27 protein-coding genes and 1 rRNA gene are annotated in these 23881 nt (G+C 37.3%); 14 read left to right on the top strand and 14 right to left on the bottom strand.

All coding sequences use genetic code 11. From position 1 onward, the window contains the following. Both ACE1TG_RS18890 and ACE1TG_RS18885 read right to left on the bottom strand, forming a co-directional pair. Positions 1 to 229, bottom strand: a 16S ribosomal RNA gene (locus ACE1TG_RS18890); the annotation flags it as partial. Positions 230 to 722: 493 nt separating this feature from the next. After that, the gene (locus tag ACE1TG_RS18885) at positions 723 to 1592 is read right to left on the bottom strand and encodes a nucleotidyltransferase-like protein (RefSeq protein WP_375053963.1); all 870 of its coding nucleotides are present in this window, start codon (positions 1590 to 1592) and stop codon (positions 723 to 725) included. Between the two features lie 126 nt (positions 1593 to 1718). Between ACE1TG_RS18885 and ACE1TG_RS18880 the strand changes: the two genes are divergently transcribed. Next, the gene (locus tag ACE1TG_RS18880; protein ID WP_375053962.1) at positions 1719 to 2111 is read left to right on the top strand and encodes a YgzB family protein; all 393 of its coding nucleotides are present in this window, start codon (positions 1719 to 1721) and stop codon (positions 2109 to 2111) included. A gap of 181 nt (positions 2112 to 2292) precedes the next feature. Here the strand turns inward: ACE1TG_RS18880 and perR are convergent, their stop codons facing one another. The 6 genes from perR to ACE1TG_RS18850 form a co-directional block, all read right to left on the bottom strand. Next, on the bottom strand, positions 2293 to 2742 hold the full coding sequence (gene perR / locus ACE1TG_RS18875; protein ID WP_375053964.1) for a peroxide-responsive transcriptional repressor PerR: 450 nt from the start codon (positions 2740 to 2742) through the stop codon (positions 2293 to 2295). 183 nt (positions 2743 to 2925) lie between these two features. Continuing rightward, the gene (locus ACE1TG_RS18870) at positions 2926 to 3483 is read right to left on the bottom strand and encodes a cob(I)yrinic acid a,c-diamide adenosyltransferase (protein WP_375053961.1); all 558 of its coding nucleotides are present in this window, start codon (positions 3481 to 3483) and stop codon (positions 2926 to 2928) included. Between the two features lies 1 nt (position 3484). Beyond that, positions 3485 to 4432, bottom strand: a complete 948-nt coding sequence (locus ACE1TG_RS18865; protein ID WP_375053960.1) for a D-2-hydroxyacid dehydrogenase — start codon at positions 4430 to 4432, stop codon at positions 3485 to 3487. 31 nt (positions 4433 to 4463) lie between these two features. Then, the gene (locus ACE1TG_RS18860) at positions 4464 to 5153 is read right to left on the bottom strand and encodes a sugar transferase (RefSeq protein ID WP_375053959.1); all 690 of its coding nucleotides are present in this window, start codon (positions 5151 to 5153) and stop codon (positions 4464 to 4466) included. A gap of 176 nt (positions 5154 to 5329) precedes the next feature. Continuing rightward, a complete protein-coding gene (bcp, locus tag ACE1TG_RS18855) occupies positions 5330 to 5797 on the bottom strand; it encodes a thioredoxin-dependent thiol peroxidase (RefSeq protein ID WP_375053958.1) in 468 nt (155 codons plus the stop codon). A 51-nt stretch (positions 5798 to 5848) separates the two neighbouring features. Continuing rightward, complete coding sequence (locus tag ACE1TG_RS18850) at positions 5849 to 6286, bottom strand: potassium channel family protein (RefSeq protein ID WP_375053957.1); 438 nt, start codon at positions 6284 to 6286, stop codon at positions 5849 to 5851. Positions 6287 to 6398: 112 nt separating this feature from the next. Between ACE1TG_RS18850 and ACE1TG_RS18845 the strand changes: the two genes are divergently transcribed. The 5 genes from ACE1TG_RS18845 (at position 6399) to ACE1TG_RS18825 (ending at position 12168) form a co-directional block, all read left to right on the top strand. Next, entirely contained in the window at positions 6399 to 7097 is a 699-nt protein-coding gene (locus ACE1TG_RS18845; RefSeq protein ID WP_375053956.1) for a response regulator transcription factor, read from the top strand. Continuing rightward, on the top strand, positions 7097 to 8095 hold the full coding sequence (locus tag ACE1TG_RS18840) for a sensor histidine kinase (protein WP_375053955.1): 999 nt from the start codon (positions 7097 to 7099) through the stop codon (positions 8093 to 8095). Before ACE1TG_RS18845 ends, ACE1TG_RS18840 begins: the two co-directional genes overlap by 1 nt. A 94-nt stretch (positions 8096 to 8189) precedes the next feature. Continuing rightward, on the top strand, positions 8190 to 8966 hold the full coding sequence (locus ACE1TG_RS18835) for an ABC transporter ATP-binding protein (protein ID WP_375053954.1): 777 nt from the start codon (positions 8190 to 8192) through the stop codon (positions 8964 to 8966). Then, positions 8941 to 10857 (top strand): FtsX-like permease family protein, encoded by a 1917-nt coding sequence (locus ACE1TG_RS18830; protein WP_375053953.1) that lies wholly within the window; start codon positions 8941 to 8943, stop codon positions 10855 to 10857. Before ACE1TG_RS18835 ends, ACE1TG_RS18830 begins: the two co-directional genes overlap by 26 nt. Before the next feature lie 18 nt (positions 10858 to 10875). Continuing rightward, positions 10876 to 12168 (top strand): glutamate-1-semialdehyde 2,1-aminomutase, encoded by a 1293-nt coding sequence (locus ACE1TG_RS18825; RefSeq protein WP_375053952.1) that lies wholly within the window; start codon positions 10876 to 10878, stop codon positions 12166 to 12168. A 224-nt stretch (positions 12169 to 12392) separates the two neighbouring features. Here ACE1TG_RS18825 and ACE1TG_RS18820 read toward each other — a convergent pair whose 3' ends face one another. The 3 genes from ACE1TG_RS18820 to ACE1TG_RS18810 form a co-directional block, all read right to left on the bottom strand. Next, the gene (locus ACE1TG_RS18820; protein ID WP_375053951.1) at positions 12393 to 14159 is read right to left on the bottom strand and encodes an ABC transporter ATP-binding protein; all 1767 of its coding nucleotides are present in this window, start codon (positions 14157 to 14159) and stop codon (positions 12393 to 12395) included. A 127-nt stretch (positions 14160 to 14286) separates the two neighbouring features. After that, positions 14287 to 14814 (bottom strand): nucleoside tri-diphosphate phosphatase, encoded by a 528-nt coding sequence (ntdP, locus tag ACE1TG_RS18815; protein ID WP_375053950.1) that lies wholly within the window; start codon positions 14812 to 14814, stop codon positions 14287 to 14289. 190 nt (positions 14815 to 15004) lie between these two features. Then, positions 15005 to 15181, bottom strand: coding sequence for a gamma-type small acid-soluble spore protein (locus ACE1TG_RS18810; protein WP_209479695.1), 177 nt, complete (start codon positions 15179 to 15181; stop codon positions 15005 to 15007). 164 nt (positions 15182 to 15345) lie between these two features. On the opposite strand from ACE1TG_RS18810, the gene ACE1TG_RS18805 reads away from it, so the two are divergent. After that, a complete protein-coding gene (locus ACE1TG_RS18805; protein WP_375053949.1) occupies positions 15346 to 15516 on the top strand; it encodes a hypothetical protein in 171 nt (56 codons plus the stop codon). A gap of 131 nt (positions 15517 to 15647) precedes the next feature. Here ACE1TG_RS18805 and mutY read toward each other — a convergent pair whose 3' ends face one another. Next, positions 15648 to 16724: an A/G-specific adenine glycosylase gene (gene mutY, locus ACE1TG_RS18800; protein WP_375053948.1), complete on the bottom strand. Its 1077-nt coding sequence runs from the start codon at positions 16722 to 16724 to the stop codon at positions 15648 to 15650. A 108-nt stretch (positions 16725 to 16832) separates the two neighbouring features. Between mutY and ACE1TG_RS18795 the strand changes: the two genes are divergently transcribed. Beyond that, on the top strand, positions 16833 to 17819 hold the full coding sequence (locus ACE1TG_RS18795) for a metal-dependent hydrolase (protein WP_375053947.1): 987 nt from the start codon (positions 16833 to 16835) through the stop codon (positions 17817 to 17819). A gap of 40 nt (positions 17820 to 17859) precedes the next feature. Here the strand turns inward: ACE1TG_RS18795 and ACE1TG_RS18790 are convergent, their stop codons facing one another. Next, on the bottom strand, positions 17860 to 18192 hold the full coding sequence (locus ACE1TG_RS18790; RefSeq protein WP_092494268.1) for a YfhH family protein: 333 nt from the start codon (positions 18190 to 18192) through the stop codon (positions 17860 to 17862). 91 nt (positions 18193 to 18283) lie between these two features. On the opposite strand from ACE1TG_RS18790, the gene ACE1TG_RS18785 reads away from it, so the two are divergent. After that, complete coding sequence (locus tag ACE1TG_RS18785; RefSeq protein ID WP_375053946.1) at positions 18284 to 18943, top strand: SDR family NAD(P)-dependent oxidoreductase; 660 nt, start codon at positions 18284 to 18286, stop codon at positions 18941 to 18943. A gap of 50 nt (positions 18944 to 18993) precedes the next feature. On the opposite strand, the gene recX is transcribed toward ACE1TG_RS18785, so the two are convergent. Further along, complete coding sequence (gene recX / locus ACE1TG_RS18780) at positions 18994 to 19806, bottom strand: recombination regulator RecX (protein WP_375053945.1); 813 nt, start codon at positions 19804 to 19806, stop codon at positions 18994 to 18996. 128 nt (positions 19807 to 19934) lie between these two features. Between recX and ACE1TG_RS18775 the strand changes: the two genes are divergently transcribed. The 5 genes from ACE1TG_RS18775 (at position 19935) to ACE1TG_RS18755 (ending at position 23484) form a co-directional block, all read left to right on the top strand. Continuing rightward, positions 19935 to 20825 carry a TIGR01777 family oxidoreductase gene (locus ACE1TG_RS18775; protein WP_375053944.1) on the top strand — a complete coding sequence of 297 codons (891 nt, stop codon included), beginning with the start codon at positions 19935 to 19937 and terminating at the stop codon, positions 20823 to 20825. A gap of 67 nt (positions 20826 to 20892) precedes the next feature. Next, positions 20893 to 21021, top strand: coding sequence for a YfhE family protein (locus ACE1TG_RS18770; RefSeq protein WP_375053943.1), 129 nt, complete (start codon positions 20893 to 20895; stop codon positions 21019 to 21021). Positions 21022 to 21580: 559 nt separating this feature from the next. After that, positions 21581 to 21799 carry a PLDc N-terminal domain-containing protein gene (locus ACE1TG_RS18765; RefSeq protein WP_375053942.1) on the top strand — a complete coding sequence of 73 codons (219 nt, stop codon included), beginning with the start codon at positions 21581 to 21583 and terminating at the stop codon, positions 21797 to 21799. Then, entirely contained in the window at positions 21800 to 22708 is a 909-nt protein-coding gene (locus ACE1TG_RS18760) for an ABC transporter ATP-binding protein (protein WP_375053941.1), read from the top strand. Next, positions 22708 to 23484, top strand: a complete 777-nt coding sequence (locus ACE1TG_RS18755) for an ABC transporter permease (protein WP_375053940.1) — start codon at positions 22708 to 22710, stop codon at positions 23482 to 23484. The genes ACE1TG_RS18760 and ACE1TG_RS18755 overlap by 1 nt, the downstream gene beginning before the upstream one ends. The last annotated feature ends 397 nt before the right edge of the window (positions 23485 to 23881 follow it).

Genomic DNA, 23881 nt, shown 5'->3' with positions numbered 1-23881 from the left:
CGCCTTTCAATTTCTCAACATGTGCTGAAAAATATTATCCGGTATTAGCCCCGGTTTCCCGGGGTTATCCCAGTCTTACAGGCAGGTTGCCCACGTGTTACTCACCCGTCCGCCGCTCGTTCCACAAGCTTCACCCCAGAAGAGGATCCGTCTGCTTCCCGCGCTCGACTTGCATGTATTAGGCACGCCGCCAGCGTTCGTCCTGAGCCAAGATCAAACTCTCCATAAAAGTTCGTTTGATTATGATTGACACCAATCAATCATCTGTTCTTAGCTTAAAAATTGAAATCAGGGTTTAAAAGTTTAACTTTTATCCTGTTTTCTTGACATACTGGTTGTTTTGTTCAGTTTTCAAGGAGCAAATTTCGTTGCCGCCTCTCAAAATGGCGACTTTTTAAATATACCATCCTTTAAAGATAATGTCAATAATGTTATTGATTAATTTTTAAAAGATGTTTGCGTTGCCGAATGCTTTTAAATGAGCAACGTTGTTTAATTTACCACGATTTGTTTTCTTAATCAAGGATAAATTTTAAAGAAATTTTGCCGGTCAAATTCGTCATGAATTTTTGCGACAGAATTAACTTTATCATGGCTAATTTTTAAAGTCAACAATTATCTTAGTGGGAAATACATCAATAAAGGGCTACAGTTCAAACCATGAACTATAGCCTGTATACCAATTATTAATTAAAAAATGTAAAGATTCATCCTATCCGTAGCTAATGATTAATTCGATATTTCCGTTGATATACGCCTGCACCTTTTGTTTGGATTCTATCTGCAATAAGAATTCCTTTTTCGGTCAAATAGCCAAGCATTGCAGTTAGGTCTAACTGATACGGGGAAACTTTACCGTTCTGTTTCAATTCACCATATGACCAGCCTTCATCTTTAGATTCCATAATACTCAATAAATGTTTCGCAGATACTTCTGCTCTCGTACTAATCACAAAGTCCGAAGCAATTATCATCAGTTGCAGCCGTTTAGAAATAGCTTCATCGCTCTGTATTAATTCCTCATATAACTTATACACTTCAGGATCTATTTGTCTTACTTGGTTCCACAATGTTACTTCTGGATGGTATCCTTTTTCAATTACTGCAAGCCTAGCTAAATAATGTAGTGAGTGTACCATTCTGCTATATGCATCTTTAAATTGTTCCGATGCGTAAAGATCCTTTACTTCACTGTAACTTTTAACTAGCTTACCGAATTCCATCGCTTTACGTAAGTCTCTTTTTTCATGCGGAAAGTTTCTCAGTTGTTCCTTTAACTGCGAAAGGTATTCATTCCGATCAAAGATAACCTTTCCATTTATCACCCATTCGACTGCTTTTCGATAACCACTTGTGTCTATCCAATCCATTAACAAATTTTTCGTTACCGTATGCATCGCTGCAATTTTTCCATCGAATTCGTAGTGTTTTTCCTGCCACTTATTTTCAGCTTCTTCCACTATAATCAGTAATATAACATCGAAATTATCTGTAATTGGGCTGTTCGGTTTTGTTCTTTCTATTATAACGATCCCTAATGTACTTCTGTCCCCAGCACGTTCTTGATAAATCGGTCTTAATAAATCCTCCATGTCTCGAATCCTCCATTTACCTGAATACTATCTATTTCGTTATATTTTTGTGAAATCCTTTTTTTAAAAAGAAAAAATGCATTAAAATATGCTATACTACCCATGTAACATATAAGGAGGACAAACATGGCGCAACAATTAGTCTATTCAAGTAAAATTAATAAAATCCGGTCTTTTGCTCTAATTCAGATATTCATCGGGTTTGCTTTCATGTATGGAGGAATCTTAACGAAGAAAATCGAATGGTTAATGGTAACATTCTTTCTAATAGGTGTATTATTTGTGATTTTCAGCTGTGTCGTTTATTTCTGGATTGGTATGTTATCAACCAGGGCGGTCCCAATTATTTGTCCAAATTGCGAAAATCCAACAAAAATGCTTGGCCGCGTTGATGCTTGTATGCACTGTAAAGAACCGTTAACACTTGATAAGGACCTGGAAGGCAAAGAGTTCGATGAAAAGTACAATACAAGAAAATATCGAAAAGAAGCAAAAGATAATGCAAAGAATAATGAATAATCCGTCACTATGGCGGATTATTTTAATAGATCTTTCCAATAAAAACGGGTTTAAGTCAGATCAGAGCGAACAAAAGAATCGCAGACACAAAAATCCAGTTGCCATCATATTTAGGCATCTGGATTTTAATATAAGGAAGTTCGACTTAAAACGCCCGAGACTTTCCGTTTTTAAATTTTTATTAATGCTTTTGTGTTTGTACTTGCTGGCAGTCTTCACATTTGCCGTATATTTCCATTCGGTGGTGACTAACATCAAAACCTGTTACCTGCTCAGCCAACGACTCCACTTCATCCAAAGTTGGATAATGAAAATCAACAATCTTGCCACATGCGTCACAAATAATATGGTAGTGTTCGGTAGTATTGCAGTCAAATCGGCTTGAGGAATCTCCATAAGTAAGTTCACGAACAAGTCCTATCTCACGCAATACACGTAAGTTATTGTAGACTGTAGCAACACTCATATTTGGAAATTTTCCTTCTAAAGCCTTATAAATATCATCGGCCGTCGGGTGAATCGCCGAGTTAAGAAGATAGTCAAGAACGGCATGACGTTGTGGTGTAATTCGAACGCCAGAGTCTTTCAACGTATTAATGGCTTCATTTAGTTTATTTTCAGACACCGTCATGCACCTCACTTTCAATTGTATGGTAGAAACTAATAATATTCTTAGATTATAATCTTTATAATTAGTTTACCTGCTCATGCAGTATTCTGTCAATATAAGTATATTGGAACTTTAAAGTTATTATAACCTGAAAAGAAAAAACGAACGATTCCAATATTTGAAAAGCGCTCGTTTTTATATAGATTAGATATCTGCTTTTAATGGTATTTCTTTTCCATTCAGGCTTTGATTAACATACCTGGCGGCGACAAATAAAAAGTCAGATAAACGGTTTAAATACGATACAACCAGTGGATTAACAGCTTCATCGCCCATTCCAACAGCTGTACGCTCCGCCCTTCTTGCCACAGTTCTAGCTGTGTGTAATGCACTGGATGCACTATGTCCCGACGGTAAAATAAAGTTTCGTAACGGCTCAAGGGTTTTATCCCATTCATCAATCTGATCTTCAAGCTCCTGAATGTGCTCTTTTTTCAATTTCCAGGTTACTTCCTTATCCTTAGGTGTCGCAAGCTCTGCCCCAACATGAAATAAAATTGTTTGGATCCGATGCATTTTATCCAAAAACATGTCTTTTTCTGACCAATCCTCTTTATCAAGAAAGCTCAATGCCAACCCAATCATCGAGTTCGTCTCATCACATGTTCCGTATGCCTCGACGCGTAAATCATCTTTTGGTACACGCTGGCCATAAATTAACGATGTTGTTCCCTTATCGCCTGATCTAGTATAAATTCGCATATTAATACCCCCTGGTTACATCAATTTTATTAACATAATCATTGCGATTACCCAGATATGTTTGAAGGTTTGTTTCAAAAATATCCAATGCACGAGTCTGGTAATGTGGTGATATGCCTGATAGATGCGGTGTCACTGTTACGTTTTCTTCTTCCCAAAACGGATGATTTTCTTGAAGTGGTTCTATTTCAAATACATCCAGCACAGCGTGAGCTATTTCCTCTTCTCGTACTGCTTTTAAAATGTCGTCACCACGAACAGCATCTCCCCGACCCATGTTTAAAAACACTGCATGGTTAGGCATCATTTGAAAATGTTCAAATGTAAAAAAGTCCTTCGTCTCCGATGTGCTCGGCAAAACAGATATTATAAAATCTGCTTCCGGCAATATTTCTTCCATTGATTCATTTGTAAAATTATAATCAAAATACTCTACTGGACTGCCGCTTCTGGAGATTCCATATGTTTTCATTTGAAATGCTTTCGCAAGTCGTGCTACTTCCTGTCCAATCGCACCTGTTCCGGCAATCATCATCGTTTTGCCGGTGATTTCCTTCATCCGGACTGATCTGTCCCATTTATTCTCTGCCTCGTTTTGTGTTAGCTGTTTACCTTGGCGGTACACTTGAAGCAACGAGAAAATGGCGTACTCTGCCATTGGTTTCTTGTGTATTCCTCTAGCGTTTGTAACAAGAATACCTTTTTCATGAATTGCTTTAAATGGCATTTCGTCCATTCCAGCAGAAATCACCATAATCCATTTCAACTGTGTTGCCTGGCTGATTAAATCCGTTGTAAGGTCTTCACCATACGTTAGTAAAATTTCTGCTTTGTCTAAATGTTGCTTAGCCTCATCCATATTCTTACAGAAAATGAACGTTTCATCTGGATATTTTTCGTTAAGTTTTGTTTTATGTTTGTCTGATAGTTTTGCTGAAGATAAAATCACCCAGCCCAATACCTCCTATGTCAGTCTACTTCTATAGTAAACGTTTTCTTTTAAAATTTCCATTTATGAAAATTTGTTTACTTGTACGGTATAGTATAATCATATCAAACTTAAGGGAACAATTTTTGATATAAAACAAATCATCCCTGATTTTCTGGTCATGACTTTGATTTGAATTGCCATTTACTTGAGCAAAACCGGTGATTCCAGGTTTGACGTGCAGCCGTTGTGCCTGATATCTATTATAGTATTCGACAATTTCTATAATTTCGGGACTTGGTCCAACAAGACTCATATCTCCCTTAATTACATTATATAGTAGAGGGAGCCGATCAATATGATACTTTTTCAGCCACCTGCCAGTGTGAGTCACGTTTTGATATGGATCACGTATAAATTCAAACTGATCCGGAACACCACTATTCCATGATTTCGGAAATGGATGCGGTGGTAAGGAACGAATTACCTTGGATGGGTTTGTCAGCGTACGGAACTTTCTTATCAGAAAAGGACGATTGTCTTTTCCCATACGAACCTGTCGAAAAAATACTGGCCGACCATCTTTTTTTATAATCCGGTAACTTATTAGTAATAGCCATGGCCACAAAATAAGTATCAGTATGAGACTTCCCATTATATCAACAATACGTTTTACGATAAAAAACATATTAATATGCGTATAAGACACTGATTCAGATCGTACATTTTGATGTACCTCCATGGTAATACACCCCACTTTTATTTGTCGTCTCTACATTTTATTCTGCTAAGCGGGCTTGTATAACTATAGATGGAAAATGTAATATTAACTTTGGCTCATTACTAAATGGATTCTAGAGAAAAGTAAAACATTTAAATAAGAAAGCAGCCCATTCGGTATGGACTGCCTCTTCTGAATTATTTGTTTTCCCTGATAAACTCCAATGCTTTTTCAACATGGCCTTCAACTTTTACTTTACGATATTCCTTAAGAAGATTGCCTTCTTTATCAATGATGAACGTTGACCGTTCAATACCATAATTTTCTTTGCCAAAGTTTTTCTTCAGCTTCCAAACATCATAATCTTCAGCTACCTTATGATCTTCATCTGCCAATAATAAAAATGGAAGATTATGCTTATCGATAAATTTCTGGTGTTGTTCAACTGGATCAGGACTAACTCCTATGATAACTGCATCAAGCTCGCTAAAGCTCTCTTGTGCATCCCGAAAATCGCATGCTTCTGTTGTGCATCCTGGCGTCATATCTTTCGGATAAAAATAAAGCACAACATGTTTCCCTTTAAAGTCGGATAAGCTAACTTCTTTCCCGTCCTGGTTTGGTAATGTGAAATCTGGCGCTTGTTTGCCTATTTCTACACTCATTATTATATCCCTCCATAAATTTTCCGATTATCTCCACTATAGCATATCAGCCTAATCCTCTCTATTTTCCTGATTTGACTGTACCAGGCGCAGTACAAATGCAGTTGGAAGAATATAGCCAATAAGTGCCTGGATTAAAGCAATAAAACGTCCTATGCCAATTGGAGTAATATCACCATACCCGATAGTAAGTAATGTTACTCCACTAAAATAAATCGAATGAATGGCAGAACCGATGATACTTACTTTTCTTAGCTCTCCATTCTCAACTAGCAAAATATTGTTAATAGATAAAATAAAATAGATAAGGCCAAACCCGATTATCACGATAAGATAAATAATTAACAACGTGTAAAAAATCTCAGCAGAAAATCGACTTTCCCGCATCTGCATGTTCACCCGCAGCTTTCCTCCACGAATAAAGTCCACAAGACTAGCCAGTAAAATGATACATATACCTATTATAATAATCCATAGAAACAACCCCATAATATCCCCCGCTCTACGATATACATATGCTTATCCATCTGTTCAATTGTCATTTATTTTTCGGGATTAGTACGGTAGGATATAAATAGGTTGGTGAAGGGGGTTGTTTTCTATGGAAAAAATATATTTAGTTGAGGATGATCCAAAAATAGCTAGTTTATTAAAAGATTATCTGGAAAAATACGAGTATGCTGTTACGATTGCACAATCATTTGATAAAATTACAGATGAATTTAAAGCCGTGGATCCACACCTTATACTACTGGATATCAACTTGCCTCGCTATGACGGCTTTTACTGGTGCAGACAAATTCGCAGTATCTCTAATTGCCCCATTATATTTGTTTCTGCACGGGACAGTGGAATGGATCAGGTAATGGCAATTGAAAATGGCGGCGATGATTACATAACCAAACCATTTAATTTTGATGTCGTTCAGGCAAAAGTTAAAGGAATAATCCGGCGAATATACGGTGAATATGCGGTTACAAGAAAATCAGAATTAATTGACTTGAAGGGTCTTCACATCCATTTGACTGCAATGGAAGTCAAATTCAAAGGGGAAACTGCATTCCTCACAAAAAATGAATTTATGTTACTAAAAATGTTTGCCGAGCACCTGAATGACGTGCTGTCACGAATCAATCTGCTGGAAATACTTTGGGATAACGAAAACTTCGTTGATGATAACACATTGTCGGTAAACATAACGCGCTTACGTAAAAAGTTAGAAGATATCGGCGTGTATAATAGTATTCAAACAGTAAGAGGTGCAGGTTATAAAATGGTGGATACGTGGAGTGAGCAATAATGAAGGATTTTTTAAAAGACAGTCAGTCAGGCATATTATTTTTTTACTCGCAAGTCTTGCTCATCATAGTTACTGCACAATTAGCAGCAAATAACGCAGGTTCTCCTATGGATTTTGGGGTATTGTTCTATTTGTTTCTGTTACCAACATGTTTCCTGATTATTTTTTTACTATTTCGTTACTACAAACTGCGAGCATTTTATACGAATCAAAATAATTCTTGGTTACCAGATCCACCAAACCGTCTACTTGAACAAGTTAAGAAACAGCAGGAAAATCAGCACACAGAGTTCCAGCAGCAAATCAATGAACTCGAGCAGCAGAAACAACTGGAATTCACCTTCGTGCAGCAATGGGTTCATCAAATGAAGACACCCGTTTCTGTAATGCATTTAACGATGCAAAAGGAGCGTATAGAGTTGCCAGAGGATTTCTCTCACAGTATGCAGGAGGAAATTGAACGGCTGCAACAGGGGCTGGACCTTGCATTACATCAATCAAGACTGCAGAAATTTGACAGAGATTTTCATGTACAGAAAGTATCGCTTAAAAGCCTTGTAAAAGACTCGATTCAGGAGTTTAAATCAAGCTTTATCCGTAATCAGGTTTTCCCTTCATTGGACATCGATGAGAATATCATCATTGCAACAGATCCAAAGTGGTTACGCTTCGTTCTTAATCAAATAATTGCTAATGCTATTAAGTATTCAAGACCTGAATCTGATAAAATATATTTTACAACAAAGCAGTCTTATAAATCAGTTGCTATCCAGATAACAGATACGGGTTACGGAATACCATCTCAGGATCTCACACGTGTTTTCGAACCTTTTTTTACGGGAGTAAACGGCCGCACATTCCGCGAATCAACGGGAATGGGACTGTATTTGTCAAAAGAAATCTGTAAAGAGCTTGGACACGAAATTGACATTCAAGCTGAACAAGACAAAGGAACAACCATTACGATAGTGTTTGAAATGAATCTTACAAAAATGTAAGGTTCTTTTTTCTAATGAAAGAAAAAAAGATATGAAACAAACACATCCTACTATAGACTATAAGGGGAACACGAATCAGGGAGGCAGTTTGACTATGTCTGTTTTAAATACTAATAACCTATCAAAAATATATGGCAATAAACGCGGTATACAATATGAGGCACTAAAGCAATTTCAACTCACCGTGAAAAGAGGAGAATTCCTAGGAATAATGGGTCCATCCGGAAGCGGTAAGACCACATTACTGAATCTTCTATCAACAATTGACAAACCAACTTTCGGAAAAATTGAAATAAATGGTAAAAACGTAACCTCTTTGCCAAAAAACAAACTAGCTGAATTCCGTCGAAATGAAATAGGTTTCATTTTTCAGGACTATAATCTATTGGACACCCTTACTATTGGTGAAAATATTTTACTACCACTGACTTTACAAGGAAGAAAAGTGAAAGAAATGGAGAGAAGGCTTGTTATCGTAACTAAACAATTAGGAATTGATACTTTAATAAATAAGCGGACATTCGAGGTTTCTGGTGGTCAGATGCAAAGAGCAGCTATAGCCCGGGCAATTGTTCATGAGCCAACGATAATTTTCGCTGATGAACCTACGGGAAACCTGGACTCTAAATCATCAGCAACAGTCATGGAGTCGATGAGTACATTGCAGCAAAGGAACAATACAACAACTGTAATGGTCACCCATGATCCTTATGCAGCAAGCTTCTGTGAGCGGGTTATTTTTATTAAAGATGGGAAATTGTATAACGAAATTCACAGGGGTGATAACCGGCAAACTTTTTTCCAGGATATTCTGAATGTGCAATCCTTGTTAGGGGGAAACAACGATGACTTTCAAACAATTCGCCCTTAATAACGTGAAACGTAATACACGGCAATACTTGAGTTATTTCCTTAGTTGCATGTTTGCCGTTACTGTTTTTTTCATGTATGCGGTAGTAATGTTCCACCCTGATATCTCCAATTATGAATTTCGTGATACGATGCAACGGGGAATCATAGTAAACGAAATTATTATATATGTATTTTCGTTTTTATTCGTGCTATATTCAACAGCGTCGTTTATTAAATCACGCAAGAAAGAATATGGTTTATTAACAACGCTTGGTATCAGTAAATCACAATTAAACCGGATGCTCGTATTGGAAAATACCATAATTGGCATTGCTTCAATTGTTGCAGGTTTGTTACTTGGCGCTTTATTAACAAAACTGTTTCTTATGGTCTTTTCTACTGTTCTAGGAATCGATCAAATCCTGCCATTCCATTTGTCATTAAAGGCGATAGGATTAACCGCACTTTCATTCTTCTTCATGTTTGAAGTAAACTCGTTTGCTGTAGTCTGGACATTACGGACAAATTCAGTAATGGAAGTATTTCGTGGTGCCAAGTCACCAAAAAAAGCACTCAAATTCTCGTGGATACTAAGTACGTTGTCTATTGCTGCTATCGGAGTGGCTTATTATTTGGCATTTACGGCTGATTTCATGTCTGTTTTTTACCGGATGGTTCCTATATTGGTACTTATTATTCCGGGAACTTATTTTCTTTTCACCCAGTTCAGCATTGCCTTTACCAATCAATTAAAGCGCAGAAAGGGCTTTTATTACAAAGGGTTGAATTTACTGACCGTATCAGATTTAACATTTAAGCTTCGGGATAATGCCAGGTTATTATTTCTTGTTACCATATTGAGTGCCATTGCCTTTACATCATCCGGAGTACTGTATGGGTTGTTTCAGAGTGCTGAAGTTGAGTCAGAGCGTTTTTTACCACAGGATGTTTCACTAATTGGTAAAGGGAAAAACAATGCCAATGCATTTCAAGAGGAAGTTAATAATGTTAAGAATGAGTTCGATGCTAAAAATATTTCATATAAAACATTAATGGTAAAGTCAACACAGGTACAAGTATCTTCTAATGAAGAGAACTGGAATGAAACATGGTTAATGCTTTACTCGTATTCTGATTATAAAGAAGCAATGAGTTTACAGGGAAAAGATGTGCCTTTTTCAATTAACAATAATGAAGTATTTATACTGTTACCAGATATAATAGCACCGGATTACGCAGACATTCCTGACAGTTTTTCACTTAGATCTGAAAATGAACAAGCTGACTTTTCGGTTAAAACAACAGAATCTCAAGTAAATGGAAATATCTATACAACATATTCTGCTGTCGTTTCAGATTCAGTATTTAATCAGTTTTTGGAAGTAGCCAGCAGTAATGAAATTTATTATAATTCTATGATGAACATCCCAAACTGGACGAGCCACACAGAAACAATCACTCAAACACTCGGATATGTTGATAGAGAAATTGTTTATCCTGACTCGCAGGCAGATTTCTATCTTACAATGAAAGAGGGTATGTCCTACCTGTTCTTTTTTGGTATATTTATAAGTGTTCTGTTCTTTTTAGCAGCTGGGTCTATTCTGTATTTTCGCATGTATCAGGATATTGATAACGACTTGCATCACTTTCACTCCTTATACCGCATTGGACTTACTGACCAGGAAATGAAGAAGATTGCAACGAAGCAGCTTGGGCTTTTATTTTTCATCCCGTTTTTAGTTGCGGCAATACATGCTGGTTTTGCTTTTAAAATCTTGCAGAACATATTGACATCATCCGTATTTTTGCCAAGTGGCATTATCATATCTATCTTTTTTGTTATTCATTTAATCAATTTTATTTTCATTCGAAATATTTACACTGCAAAGCTTAAAAAAGTAATGTAATTTAGGAGGCATCATATTATGGATAACTCAAAATCAAAAGAATTACACAATGAAGCGCTTGAACATATTGTTGGTGGTGTAAACTCACCATCCCGTGCTTACAAAGGTGTTGGCGGCGGCACTCCAGTTTACATGGAACATGCCAAAGGTGCACATTTCTGGGATGTGGATGACAACAGCTACATCGACTACTTAGCAGCGTATGGTCCTATTATTACCGGACATGCCCATCCGCATATTGCCGAAGCTATTTCTTGTGCTGCAACAAATGGTGTTCTATACGGTACGCCCACAAGACTTGAAAATCAATTTGCCAAAATGCTAAAATCTGCTATTCCATCACTAGAAAAAGTCCGTTTTGTCAATTCGGGAACTGAAGCAGTAATGACTACAATCCGTGTCGCCCGTGCGTATACAAATAGAAATAAGGTTATTAAATTCGCCGGCTGCTATCATGGTCACTTTGACTCAGTACTGGTTGAAGCAGGGTCTGGACCAGCGACATTAGGCACCCCTGATTCAGCAGGCATTCCAAAGGCTGTAGCTGAAGATGTCATTACTGTCCCCTTTAACAATCTTGATGCTTTCAAAGAAGCGATAGACCGTTGGGGTGACCAGATTGCTGCCGTATTAGTAGAACCAATAGTTGGTAACTTTGGAATTGTTGAGCCACACACAGGCTTCCTGCAGGCTATCAATGATATGACACATGATGCCGGTGCATTAGTAATTTACGATGAAGTAATTACAGCATTTCGATTTACCTACGGAAGTGCGCAACAGGTTTATGGAATTGAGCCTGATATGACTGCAATGGGTAAAATTATTGGCGGTGGATTGCCAATCGGTGCATATGGCGGCCGCCAGGATATAATGGAACAAGTTGCACCACTTGGTCCAGCATACCAAGCCGGTACAATGGCTGGTAATCCTGCATCCATGGCAGCAGGAATCGCTTGTCTGGAAATATTGCAGGAAGACGGTGTTTATGAAAAATTGGACCAACTAGGAGCACGACTGGAAACTGGAATATTGCAAAAGGCTTCGGAAGTAAATATCCCAATTTCTGTAAACAGATTATGTGGTGCATTAACCGTCTATTTTGGTGACGGTGAAATAACTAATTATGATCAGGCAAAAGCAAGTGATGGCGAGGCATTTGCTCAGTTCTTCAAGCTGATGCTTGATCAGGGTATTAATTTAGCCCCATCAAAATTCGAAGCATGGTTTCTAACTACCGAACACACTGAAGAAGATATCGACAAAACAATTGATGCTGTTGGACGTGCATTTCGTGTTATGGCTGGCTAGTAACTTAGATTTAATGAGACTGGGACATAACTAAAAATCTCTCCTTTAAACAAAAAAATTTAAATAGAGCCCTTCTTTTTAAGACAATCGAAACTCACAAAGAAAAAGTGGCATCAAGTAAATATTCTATTCAAGTGCCACTTTTTTCAGCTGGCGTTCGATTGTAGTTATAGATAATAGAAAAAGCTCCTCCACAATCAGATGTGAAGGAGCTTCTCTCTAAATTACGTTCCCATATATTCATGATCATCCAAGTTTTGAACCTGATACAAATTATAATAATTTCCTTTTCGCTTCATTAATTCAGCGTGCGATCCACTCTCCTGAATTTCACCGTTTTCGATAACGACAATTCGGTCAGCGTGGGTTATTGTTGCTAATCGGTGCGCCACAATAAATGTCGTACGATCGGATGCCAGTTTTTCGACAGCTTCCTGAATAGTGTGTTCACTTTCTAAATCAAGTGCGGAGGTCGCCTCATCAAAAATTAAGATAGGAGGGTTCTTTAAAAATACACGCGCAATTGCGATACGTTGTTTTTGGCCGCCAGAAAGTTTAACACCTCGTTCGCCGACAAGTGTTTCATAGCCATGAACTAATCCTTCAATAAAATCATGAGCGTTGGCAGCCTTTGCTGCTGCAATAACCTCTTCATCAGTGGCATCAGGATTTCCCATCCGAATATTCATTGAAATAGATTCACTAAACAATGTATTATCTTGTAGAACCATTCCGATGTTATCACGTAATGACCTTGCCTTAACATCTCTGATATCAATACCATCAACTTTTATCGATCCATTTGTCACATCATAAAACCGTGGAATAAGGCTAATGAGGGTTGACTTACCTCCACCACTCATCCCTACAAATGCTATCGTCTCACCTTGTCTAACATTTAGTGAAACATTTCGTAATACTTCCTCTTCCTCTTCTTCATACTGGAACGAGGCATTCTCGATATCAATTTTTCCATCAACACGACCAAGTTGCTTAGCATTTTCCTTATCGACAATATCATATTTTTCATTCATCAGCTCGAAAACACGGTCAATGGAAGCAATCGACTGCGTCAGAACAGTTGAGGAACTAACAAGTCGGCGTAATGGGCTATACACTCTTTCCATATATCCAACAAACGCAACCATTGTCCCCAGTGTCAGACTGCCGCTAATCACCTGATAACCGGCGAATGCAATTACTAATAATGGTGCAAGATCAGTTATCGTGTTCATTACTGCAAAAGTTTTTGCATTCCAGTCTGTATGATTTAATGCTTTTTGTAAGAAGTTATCATTTCTGGAATCAAACTGATCTTGTTCATATTCTTCTAGTGCAAAACTTCGCGTAACTGGAATACCTTGTACGCGCTCATGTAAATGACCCTGGACTTCAGCAAGCGACTGTGAACGATCACGTGTTAGACGCCTTAGTTTTCCATAAAAGTACTTAACGGAGAATCCATATAATGGGAATAACATAATCGATACAAGTGTTAGCCAAACATTCATCGTTAACATAATTATAATTGCAATTAAAATTGTAATCATATCCAGCCAAATATTCATTAAGCCAGTAATCACGAAAGTTTTTGTTTGTTCGACATCATGTATTACCCGGGAAATGATTTCCCCGGTTTTTGTCTTAGAATAGAACCGAAGACTTAGCTTTTGAATGTGGTCAAACAGCTTATCCCTTATGTCATAAAGGATTGTATTCCCTATCCATTGAGCCAAATATTGTCGAATGTATTCAATTGGGGGACGTAAAACGAGAAATATTACAAAAGCTCCACCCATTAACCAGAAAAGATCATTGAGTTTAGCAGCATCTGTCATATCTTCTGCATTAATAATATCATCAATGACATATTTTAAAATTAATGGCATTAACAATGGAATACCGAATTTAACGATACCTATAAGTACCGTCCAAAGTATTTTCCATTTATAGGGTTTAACAAACTGTAAATATTCTTTAGTACTACTCATATCCTTCGCTTCCTTATTTGTTTAAGACTTGAATTTGGAAGGCCCTGCTATCTTATTATAACAAAGGCATTCTTAACACATCCTGCATTATAAGACTTTACTGATACGAATTCAATTAATCGGTTTATCACCGATATGTCAAATACCGTTCATACCACTGATCGATAAAATCTGGAGAAAAAGGACCTTTCCGCTGTCTGACCCAGTGCAGTAAATATTCGAGGTTATTGTGTAAAATGCGGTCCAGAACAACAGAATAATTCATTTCTTGCCTATGTTCTTCGTACTCATCTTCATCGAGCAAATTATAAGTCATATCAGGGTAAACTTTCACATCTAAATCATAATCAATGTACTTTAAAGCCTCATTATCATACACAAAAGGAGAACTAATATTACAATAATAGTGTATCCCGTCATTCCGGAGCATACCTATAATATTAAACCAATATTTTGAATGAAAATAAGATATAGCTGGTTCACGTGTTATCCAAGTCCTGCCGTCGCTTTCTTGAACCAACGTTTTATCATTTGCTCCGATTACAATCAACTCTGTACCCTTTAAAACAAGACTGTTTTCCCACACACGATGAAGTTGTCCATTATGTTTGTAGCTTTGTATCTCTATCGTAGACCCTGCTCTTGGACCGGACATTCTATCTCTCCTTCTAGTCACATCTCATTATCCTTTTATTATAATGCCAAGAAAAGTATAGATAAAGCGATAGAGCATACGCATATCAGATAAATAATTGCACTTATGCAGTACTTTCTTAACTGTCAAAGAAAAAAGAGCTCCCTGAGGCAGGAAGCTCTTTTGTGTCTAAAAATCGGGGGTTGGTACGTTATTTTTTCTTTTGCTTAGATTGTTGGTTCTGCTTTCTAACTTCTTGAGCATTTGTTTCAGATGCAAATTCAGTACCGTACTGACCTTGCCCTTGTGCTGCTTGTTGGTTTTGTTGTTTTACTTTTTGAACGTTTGTTCCAGCAGCTGATTTGTTAGGTTGTTGTTGCTTAGCCATCAGTATCACCTCCGCATCAATTAATTTCTCCATTATATAAATTGTTATCCATAATAACAGGAGTTAAAATTAACTTTTACTGGGATAAAATGCCAATATGGTATAAGGAATGATTTTTTACATATATTAATTAGGACAAGTATTGGTTAACGGAGGTTTTACAGATGGACACACCAAGAGACTTCGCTGAATTATCAATGATAAGCAAATCACAGTGGAATAATAATGAATTGGATTATTTTCAGCATGCTCTCTCACAGCTTTTACCATATGTGAATTCAGAGGGACTGTCTATATTACAGGAAATAAATGACGAAATGCATAGAAGAGGTTAATTGTTTTACTATGTGACGATTTCGCCCGGTCTGATGATGGCGGAGTGCCTTAATCGTTCCAGCAGAATACCTCGCTAGGTTTGTTAAAATGCTCCAATTTCATAAGTAAAGCTGCCACATACGATGGCAGCTCATTCTTCTCGCATATACTTCATCATCTTTTGATGAGAAACCGGGAATGGATAGTCATTTAACTCGTCAGAATCAACCAATTTAATCCTACTGTCAGTAACCTGAACACTATCTGTTGTTGCCTCGTAAACATCGAGTTGCCATATAAGATGAGAAAAAACGTGTCTTAATTTCCCTTTTTTAGTTCCTAAAGTAACCTGAACACCATATTCCATATCTATCCAGCTTTCAATATGATCCATCCCAATTTCCTCTATAGGCGCCATTGGAAATTGCCACATATTAGCAAGGAGACCTGTTTCAGAACGTTTTTCAATCAGATATTGATTCTTTTCATTCCGAATTAATAATGCCACATACGGAATAGTCTTTTGCTTTTTAGCCTTTGATTTTATTGGTAAATCCTGTTCAATACCTTCGTCAAATGCCCTGCATTGATCTTGGACGGGACATAGCATGCACATAGGTGATTTTGGTGTACACACTAAGGCACCAAGTTCCATTATACCTTGGTTAAATGACGAAGGATCTTCATTTGAAATCAATTCCCTTGTTAAATTCTCAAATCCCTTTTTCACTTTAGGCTGTGCAATATCATCTTCTACTTTTAAAACTCGTGATAATACACGCATCACATTTCCGTCAACAGCCGGCTCTGGCTGGTTGAATGCAATTGATAAAATAGCCCCTTTGGTATATGGGCCAATTCCTTTTAAAGCACCCAATTCTTTTGGATTAGCTGGGACTGTACTTTCGTATTCGGAAACAACTTCGCGAACAGCGTTTTGTAAATTACGTGCACGGGAATAATATCCGAGACCTTCCCATGTTTTTAAAACATCTTGTTGGTCAGCATCTGCTAAATCTTGTAAAGTTGGATACTTTGTAATAAATCGTTGAAAATAAGGGATAACTGTATCAACTTTAGTTTGCTGCAGCATTATTTCAGAGACCCACACTTTATATGGATCCTGATCTTTGCGCCATGGGAGATCACGTTTGTTGGCTTGATACCAATCAATTAAATTATCCTGAAATTTATAAATGTCGAAATTCTGTAATTTCTTATCAATCATACCTTTGCATCCTTTATGTTATAATTATTTAGTGAAAAGTTTTTTCGACAAGTGACAGGCACGACCCGAAATTTGTCGAATTATTTTGTCTTAGGAGGGCCTGGTATTATGGATACTGGTACCCATATTGCAATGGGCGTTGCACTTGGCGGTCTAGCGACGTTAGATCCTGCCGTGCAAAATGATCCTGCATTGTTTAATGCCATACTTGTCGGCACTATTGTAGGTTCCCATGCCCCAGATTTTGATACTGTCTTAAAATTAAAAAATAACGCCGTTTATATCCGTCACCATCGTGGCGCAACTCACTCTATCCCAGCTGTATTAATGTGGGGAGTGTTAATTGCTGGTATTATCCATGCAGTTGTTCCAAGTGTTAACTTCGTACATTTATGGGCATGGACTGCTCTAGCAGTTGTCATTCACGTCCTTGTCGATATTCCGAACGCCTACGGGACACAAGCATATCGTCCATTCACTGATAAGTGGGTTGCAAAAGGCTTTATTAACACATTTGACCCTTATATTTTCTTACTTCACATAGGAGGAATTGTCGCTTGGCTGCTTGGTGCCAATCCCGCGTTCACCATGTCAGTCATTTATGCGGTAATTTTACTATACTATATTAAACGTTATATAGATAAAAAAGATATTGTTAAAAAAATCCATGATCATTTTCCGGATACAGAAGAAATCGCAACATCGCCTACCATAAAACAAAATGAGTGGCGTGTTGCAATTACAACAACAAACAAATTTTATGTAGGTTCCGTAGTACACGGACATATTGAAATTCTGGAAGAGTTTGAGAAAGTTCAATTACCAAATAATAAAATAATGAATTTAGCTAAAAAAGATAAAAACATCTCAGCCTTTTTATCATTCTCACCTGTTTACCGGTGGGAAATTAATGACTACGATGATTTTACTGAAGTTCGGTTTATAGATTTGAGATATCGTTCCAATGAGCATTATCCGTTCGTGGCTGTCGTACAAATAGACGACAATATGCGAATAATGACCTCCTATACAGGATGGATTTTCTCCGAACAGAAATTGCAGAGTAAATTAGATGTAGAAAATAATCCAATTTAAACAACAGCACGGATGGTTACCTCCGCGCTGTTGTTTTCTTTTACTCCACTTTATCGCCTAAAAGTGAAATTGGAATGGCTTCTTCTTTCTCATACGTTTCATTTAATAAATTTACTCGATGTCCCCATGCAAACACACCATTTATATAATTAATTTTAAATTTATGACCAGGATCACCATTCAACTGATGTATATCTGTAGCTTTAAAGTCTTCTGGGTTAAGCATATAAGCCATCGCAACCTGTAACTTTCGCTCATAGATTGCCACTTCACTTATATTACCAAGCTGTTCAGCCTTTTGTGCTTTTTCCTTAAACTTTCCTATTTCCTCCCGCAATTGTTCAAGCGAGTAATCACTATATCGCACATCCATTTTTGTATACTCCTTTCCTATCAGTTTACATTTTACCAACAGTTTAGGAAAATGGAAATAATGATACTCACTTTTACTAGGAGGATACGATATGCCAACTGTTGCAATTACAGGAGCAGGAAGTGGTCTAGGACGTGCTCTTGCATTAAAATATGCCAGCAATAATTATAAAGTATTTTTATTGGGAAGGACCGATACAAAACTACATATGGTTCAAAATAACATCCTGAAAAATGGCGGACAAGCTGAGGTTATACTTTGTGATGTACAGGAACCAGCATCAGTGAGTATAGCTTTTCAACAAATAGGTGAACTAAATGTCTTTATCAATAATGCAGGGATTGGAATTTTTGGTCAGGTTGAGGATTATTCAATCGATGATATCGAAACGACATTAGACACAAATGTTAAAGGAACAATTTTGACAGTACAATCTGCTCTTCCGCAAATTCGTGCTAGTAACGGTCGGATACTAACGATTATTTCTACCGCTGGTCTCCGAGGAAAAGTTAATGAGTCAATTTATTGTGCGAGTAAGTTTGCCGTTAAAGGTTTTACAGAAAGCCTGCAAAAAGAATGGGAAAATACCTCCATTTCTATTACAGCGGTGTACATGGGAGGTATGAATACTCCATTTTGGGATAATTCAACACACGTTGCCGATGCAAAAGGGTTAAAAGGACCTGAAGAAGTTGCTGCCCAAATTTTCAGGGAAGATGATGGCAGGAAAGAAATATTAATTGATGAATAACACCATCATTTACTTGGACTGGGGGGAATTAATGGAAAAACCCCCTTCCTTTACTCATCAAGCGAATCATCTAAGAAGGTATCAATCAAATCGATAGTAAAACCTTTTCGGTATAATGCTTCTTTCATTTTATTACGTAACTCATATCCGTCAAACTTTTGTTTGTGTTTACGAAGAAGCTTTTCACCTTGTTTCACTATTGCATCCCATTCAGCATCGTCATTTTTTTCTTCTTGCACCTCTGCCAGGACATCCTTAATCACATCCTGTGTGAACCCTTTTTGCATTAATGTTGCTTGCAGTTGCTGCACTTGTTGCTTAAATGAATTGCTTTTGTTTGTATTCAGTTTTTTCTCAACCCATTTGGATGCTTTGGCATACTGCTGCTCATAGGTAAACAATTCAACAGCTTCACTGGCAAGTAATTTTGAGACACCTTTATCCAGTAATTCTTTTTTTACAAGCATCGGTCCCTTGCTTGCTGTTTGAATTCTTGTGCGGACAAATGCATCAGCAAACTGCTTATCGTCTATTAAGCCCTCATCCAGAAGCTTATCCATAATCTTGGTAATATGCTCTTCATCAACTTCTTTTTTAACTAGATAATCATAAATTTCTTTTTTTGTCCGCATTCGGTAGCTTAAAAAGTTTATTGCAAGGGTATATGATTTATGTAATGTATCTTTTTGGATAAGTGTAGTGATCGTCGCATTGTCTAATTCAAGGTCTTTGCGAAGATTATGTTCGATTAATACTGCTTCATCTACACTAAAGCCGTACTTTTCTCCATGACCCTCATCCAGAAAGATATTAAACCGATTCTTACGTTTCTTTTGTGTAGTGATCCGGGTTATTTTTGTCAATGTTTCTCACCCCCTTTCCCTATAATAACATGATTTATTTGCCTGGACACTACTGTAAGAATCGGAATACTAAAAGCTTTAAAATAGAATAAACTATAGTGAAAGTGATTATTTAATGGAGTGATAAAATGAATATATTAATTACTGGTGGAACCGGTTTTGTTGGCAGCAAACTTACAAACTCATTGAACGAGAAAGATCACTACGTCTACATACTCACGCGCTCTCCTGAAAAACACACAAACAGCGAAAAAACTTCTTTTATTGGTTATGATTATCCGGTTGAAAAGCTTCCTGCAATTCATGGTGTTATTAATCTTGCCGGTGATTCCTTATTTGGTTACTGGACCAAAAAGAAAAAGGATACTATTATTACCAGTCGCATTAAAACGACACAGAAACTGATTAATATGATAAAGAAAATGGATAAAAAGCCTGACGTATTTATAACCGGTTCTGCGATCGGGTATTATGGAACATCAGGAGATTTAATTTTCACAGAAAATACGACAGAGCCGGGAAATGATTTTTTAGCAAGAGTGGCAGTTGACTGGGAAAAAACTGCAAAACAGGCTGAACTACTGGACATTCGAACGGTATACGCACGATTTGGCGTCGTTTTAGGTAAGGAAGGTGCTCTCCCTTATATGAAGCTTCCAATTAAAATGTTTGCTGGCGGAAAAATAGGTGATGGAGAGCAATGGGTATCATGGGTTCATATCGAGGATGCTGTAAAGCTAATTCAATTTTGCTTATTTAATACGCATATAAGTGGAGCTGTCAACATCACTGCTCCTTATCCGAAACGAAATAAAGATTTCACTAAAGTATTGGCAAAAGTTCTTAAACGTCCATATTGGTTCACTACTCCATCTCCCTTAATGCGGACAGTCATTGGGGAAATGAGCCACTTGATTACAAAAGGACAATTTGTTTTACCTCAGCAAGCAAAAGATAATAATTATCAATTTTCGTATCCCTACCTAGAGGAAGCATTACGAGAGACAGAACGTGAATAGGTTGATATGTATATATTTGTTTATTGTGGATAATCCTAAAACCAAAGCGTAAGCGAGGGGGTTGTCTATGAAAGGTAAGCCAAGAGACCAGCGTGAAAAGTTTTTGTCCAAAACACAGGAAGTATTGTATCAGAAGGAGTTTAAGCAGGCTGACAAAGTACATAGTCAGTTAACTCAGAGAAGAAACCAAAGATGATCCTTTGGTTTCTTTTTTATTTGGTTCCTTGCGTATGTGATATTCACAATTTATATAAGATGCTGCGATTATAATAGTTAGTGTGGGTCTCAAACCATGAAACTTGAATATACTTAATTTTCGTGGACTAACCACGAACCTCCTATGGAACACTGGCTGAGATGATCATATCCTGTGACTAACGCCGATACTAGAACGTCCTGTTTGTCTAAAGTACAGCATGAAGATTCCACGTACTGAGCGCCTTATGCTCGCAAGGTACAGTGATTCTCACACAATAATACTGTTTTGCTAGATAAAACCTATTACTATTTATCCACAAATTTAATAACAGTGTTAATAACTCTGTAAAACCCCTCCACAAATATACCACTTATTCACAATATAGTTGTGCATAAGATATTATCCTCCTGTTTATATTGTGGATATTCTGCTGAGACGTTGTGTGTAAGTTCACTTTCATGTTAATAACCTTGTGTATAATTATTTTCTTTTAATATGAACCTTTTCACGTCATAATTCGTATAAGGACTATTAACAATGAATGGAGTGAAATTAAATGGAAGAAGTAGCATTAATAGATATATTTAGCGAAATCAATTGGGCCATTATTGCACCAATAATTGTTATTCAGGGAATTTTACTTATTATTTCTGTAATTGATTTAATAAGAATCGAAAAAACAAACGGGCCAAAATGGCTGTGGTTCATTATTGTTATTTTCATTAACATAATTGGACCAATTATCTATTTTATTTTCGGGAGGAGACAGGATTAAATGGCGTTGCTTACGGTTAATAATTTAACCAAGAATTATGGCGGCAAATCTGCAGTTAAAAAGATAAATTTTCAATTTCAGCCTGGTAAATGTATTGCATTAATTGGACCAAATGGTGCAGGAAAAACAACTACATTACGCGTGTTATCGGGATTAATCAAACCTACCAGTGGATCGGTTACGTTTTCTGATATGAAACAAAATGATGACATTAGAAAATACATTGGCTACCTCCCACAATATCCAGTATTTTATGCATGGATGACCGGGAAAGAATTTCTCATCTATGTAGGTCGCCTTGCACATTTATCCAAAGAGGAAGCGAACAAGCGCACAGAAAAGCTTTTGGAACGTGTTGGTCTGACTGAAGCTAAGAATAGGCGAATCGGCAAATATTCTGGTGGAATGAAGCAACGCCTTGGCATAGCCCAAGCTATGATTCATCACCCAAAGCTTCTGATACTTGATGAGCCGGTATCATCATTGGACCCGATTGGGCGCAGGGAAGTTCTAATCCTAATGGAAGAGCTGAAAGAAGACATGACGATTTTATTTTCTACCCACATTCTCGGAGATGCGGATGAGGTTAGTGATGATCTTTTGCTTTTACATGAAGGACAAATTGTTGAATCTGGTTCCATGGAAGAACTTCGTCATAAGTATCAGACAGCTAAGATAGAACTGGGATTTGAGGACGATCTAGTAAACTATCAAACCAAAATAAATAACCTGCCATCCGTTGCAACCTGTTATATGGATCGGAACACAATTCACGTGACGGCATCAGATATTATAAATGCACGCAAAGAAATTCTCGCAGCTGCCTCGTTAGAAGAATGGCCAATAACATCTTTTGCCATTAACCGCGCGTCACTGGAAGACATGTTTATGAAGGCGGTGAACAACTAATGCAATGGATAACACTTTTCAAAAAAGAGCTTATCGAAAATATCCGGAATTTTAAATGGATATGGGTACCTTTAGTCATGATTTTAATCGCCACTATGGATCCGGTATCGAGCTATTACTTACCACAGATTATTGATGCTGTAGGCGGGATGCCTGAGGGAACTGAATTCCAGCTGCCCGACTTTTCCCCAAGTGACGTCATTATGATGAGTTTATCGCAAATAAGCAGTATTGGTGTACTTGTTATTGTACTTATGTCAATGGGGACAATAGCAGGTGAACGTAAAAGTGGGGTTTCTGAACTTGTTTTGGTTAAACCAGTATCTTATACAAATTATATTACGGCTAAGTGGGCTGCAGTATTATTATTAACGCTGACTGCTCTTTCATTAGGAATGCTTTCCAGCTGGTATTATGTGAATCTTCTGTTTGGTGAATTATCTTTTAGTGCACTTCTGCAAATTATTTTCTTTTATGGATTATGGCTTGCATTAGTTGTGTCCTTATCCATTTTTTACAACACACTATTAAAAATACCTGGTCTTGTAGCATTTCTTACAATTGCAACCATCCTGGTAATGAAACTGATAACAACTATCTTTTCACATCTTCTAGAATGGAGCCCTAATAATATCTCAGGATATATTAATAAAATGCTCGTATCTGGCAGTGTCCCATCTGAATTAACAGGTGCAGCAATTGTAACAATAGCAATGATTATCTTGTTAATAGCAGGGTCTATTTACACATTCAAGTCAAAGGAAATGGCAAATTAAAAATGAGACAGGGATATAACTAAAACATCCCACTTTAAAGCTGAATAATAGGATTTTTATATTCAATGGTTAGATTTAGTACGTAGTTGATATAAACTGCGAACTACTTTTTAAAAAGTTTGAGTTTTACTATACCGCTCCGGAAATACACTTCGCGCACCAAGGGCGGCTGATGAGCCTCCTTGCTCCTACGTCACTGCGTAGTCTCATCTAGACGCAAGCTCGACGAACACGACGTTCTAGTGTCGGCGTTGGCCACAGGACGTGGCCGTCTTTAGCCGACCCACAGGAGTCTACGTGTATTTCCTCCGCTGGTTTTTGTTCACTTTACCTGTTAATAAATCAATGTTTACTACGACATTGCATCTTAGTCACAGGGCATACTCCAACCTTTAAC

It is taken from the genome of Virgibacillus sp. JSM 102003 (genome assembly GCF_041949995.1).
GTDB lineage: Bacteria > Bacillota > Bacilli > Bacillales > Amphibacillaceae > Lentibacillus.
Note: the sequence above shows the minus strand (reverse complement) of the source record. Positions and strands in the feature narration are given on the sequence as shown.

Coding starts and splice junctions, on each gene's coding strand:
- ACE1TG_RS18820 (WP_375053951.1), bottom strand. CDS start 14,159: ATGAGTAGTACTAAAGAATATTTACAGTTTGTTAAACCCTATAAATGG.
- ACE1TG_RS18760 (WP_375053941.1), top strand. CDS start 21,800: ATGGCGTTGCTTACGGTTAATAATTTAACCAAGAATTATGGCGGCAAA.
- ACE1TG_RS18845 (WP_375053956.1), top strand. CDS start 6,399: ATGGAAAAAATATATTTAGTTGAGGATGATCCAAAAATAGCTAGTTTA.
- ACE1TG_RS18765 (WP_375053942.1), top strand. CDS start 21,581: ATGGAAGAAGTAGCATTAATAGATATATTTAGCGAAATCAATTGGGCC.
- ACE1TG_RS18870 (WP_375053961.1), bottom strand. CDS start 3,483: ATGCGAATTTATACTAGATCAGGCGATAAGGGAACAACATCGTTAATT.
- bcp (WP_375053958.1), bottom strand. CDS start 5,797: ATGAGTGTAGAAATAGGCAAACAAGCGCCAGATTTCACATTACCAAAC.
- ACE1TG_RS18835 (WP_375053954.1), top strand. CDS start 8,190: ATGTCTGTTTTAAATACTAATAACCTATCAAAAATATATGGCAATAAA.
- ACE1TG_RS18825 (WP_375053952.1), top strand. CDS start 10,876: ATGGATAACTCAAAATCAAAAGAATTACACAATGAAGCGCTTGAACAT.
- ACE1TG_RS18770 (WP_375053943.1), top strand. CDS start 20,893: ATGAAAGGTAAGCCAAGAGACCAGCGTGAAAAGTTTTTGTCCAAAACA.
- perR (WP_375053964.1), bottom strand. CDS start 2,742: ATGACGGTGTCTGAAAATAAACTAAATGAAGCCATTAATACGTTGAAA.
- ACE1TG_RS18795 (WP_375053947.1), top strand. CDS start 16,833: ATGGATACTGGTACCCATATTGCAATGGGCGTTGCACTTGGCGGTCTA.
- ACE1TG_RS18860 (WP_375053959.1), bottom strand. CDS start 5,153: ATGGAGGTACATCAAAATGTACGATCTGAATCAGTGTCTTATACGCAT.
- ACE1TG_RS18790 (WP_092494268.1), bottom strand. CDS start 18,192: ATGGATGTGCGATATAGTGATTACTCGCTTGAACAATTGCGGGAGGAA.
- mutY (WP_375053948.1), bottom strand. CDS start 16,724: ATGATTGATAAGAAATTACAGAATTTCGACATTTATAAATTTCAGGAT.
- ACE1TG_RS18755 (WP_375053940.1), top strand. CDS start 22,708: ATGCAATGGATAACACTTTTCAAAAAAGAGCTTATCGAAAATATCCGG.
- ACE1TG_RS18885 (WP_375053963.1), bottom strand. CDS start 1,592: ATGGAGGATTTATTAAGACCGATTTATCAAGAACGTGCTGGGGACAGA.
- ntdP (WP_375053950.1), bottom strand. CDS start 14,814: ATGTCCGGTCCAAGAGCAGGGTCTACGATAGAGATACAAAGCTACAAA.
- ACE1TG_RS18785 (WP_375053946.1), top strand. CDS start 18,284: ATGCCAACTGTTGCAATTACAGGAGCAGGAAGTGGTCTAGGACGTGCT.
- ACE1TG_RS18880 (WP_375053962.1), top strand. CDS start 1,719: ATGGCGCAACAATTAGTCTATTCAAGTAAAATTAATAAAATCCGGTCT.
- ACE1TG_RS18830 (WP_375053953.1), top strand. CDS start 8,941: ATGACTTTCAAACAATTCGCCCTTAATAACGTGAAACGTAATACACGG.
- ACE1TG_RS18850 (WP_375053957.1), bottom strand. CDS start 6,286: ATGGGGTTGTTTCTATGGATTATTATAATAGGTATATGTATCATTTTA.
- ACE1TG_RS18775 (WP_375053944.1), top strand. CDS start 19,935: ATGAATATATTAATTACTGGTGGAACCGGTTTTGTTGGCAGCAAACTT.
- ACE1TG_RS18810 (WP_209479695.1), bottom strand. CDS start 15,181: ATGGCTAAGCAACAACAACCTAACAAATCAGCTGCTGGAACAAACGTT.
- ACE1TG_RS18805 (WP_375053949.1), top strand. CDS start 15,346: ATGGACACACCAAGAGACTTCGCTGAATTATCAATGATAAGCAAATCA.
- ACE1TG_RS18840 (WP_375053955.1), top strand. CDS start 7,097: ATGAAGGATTTTTTAAAAGACAGTCAGTCAGGCATATTATTTTTTTAC.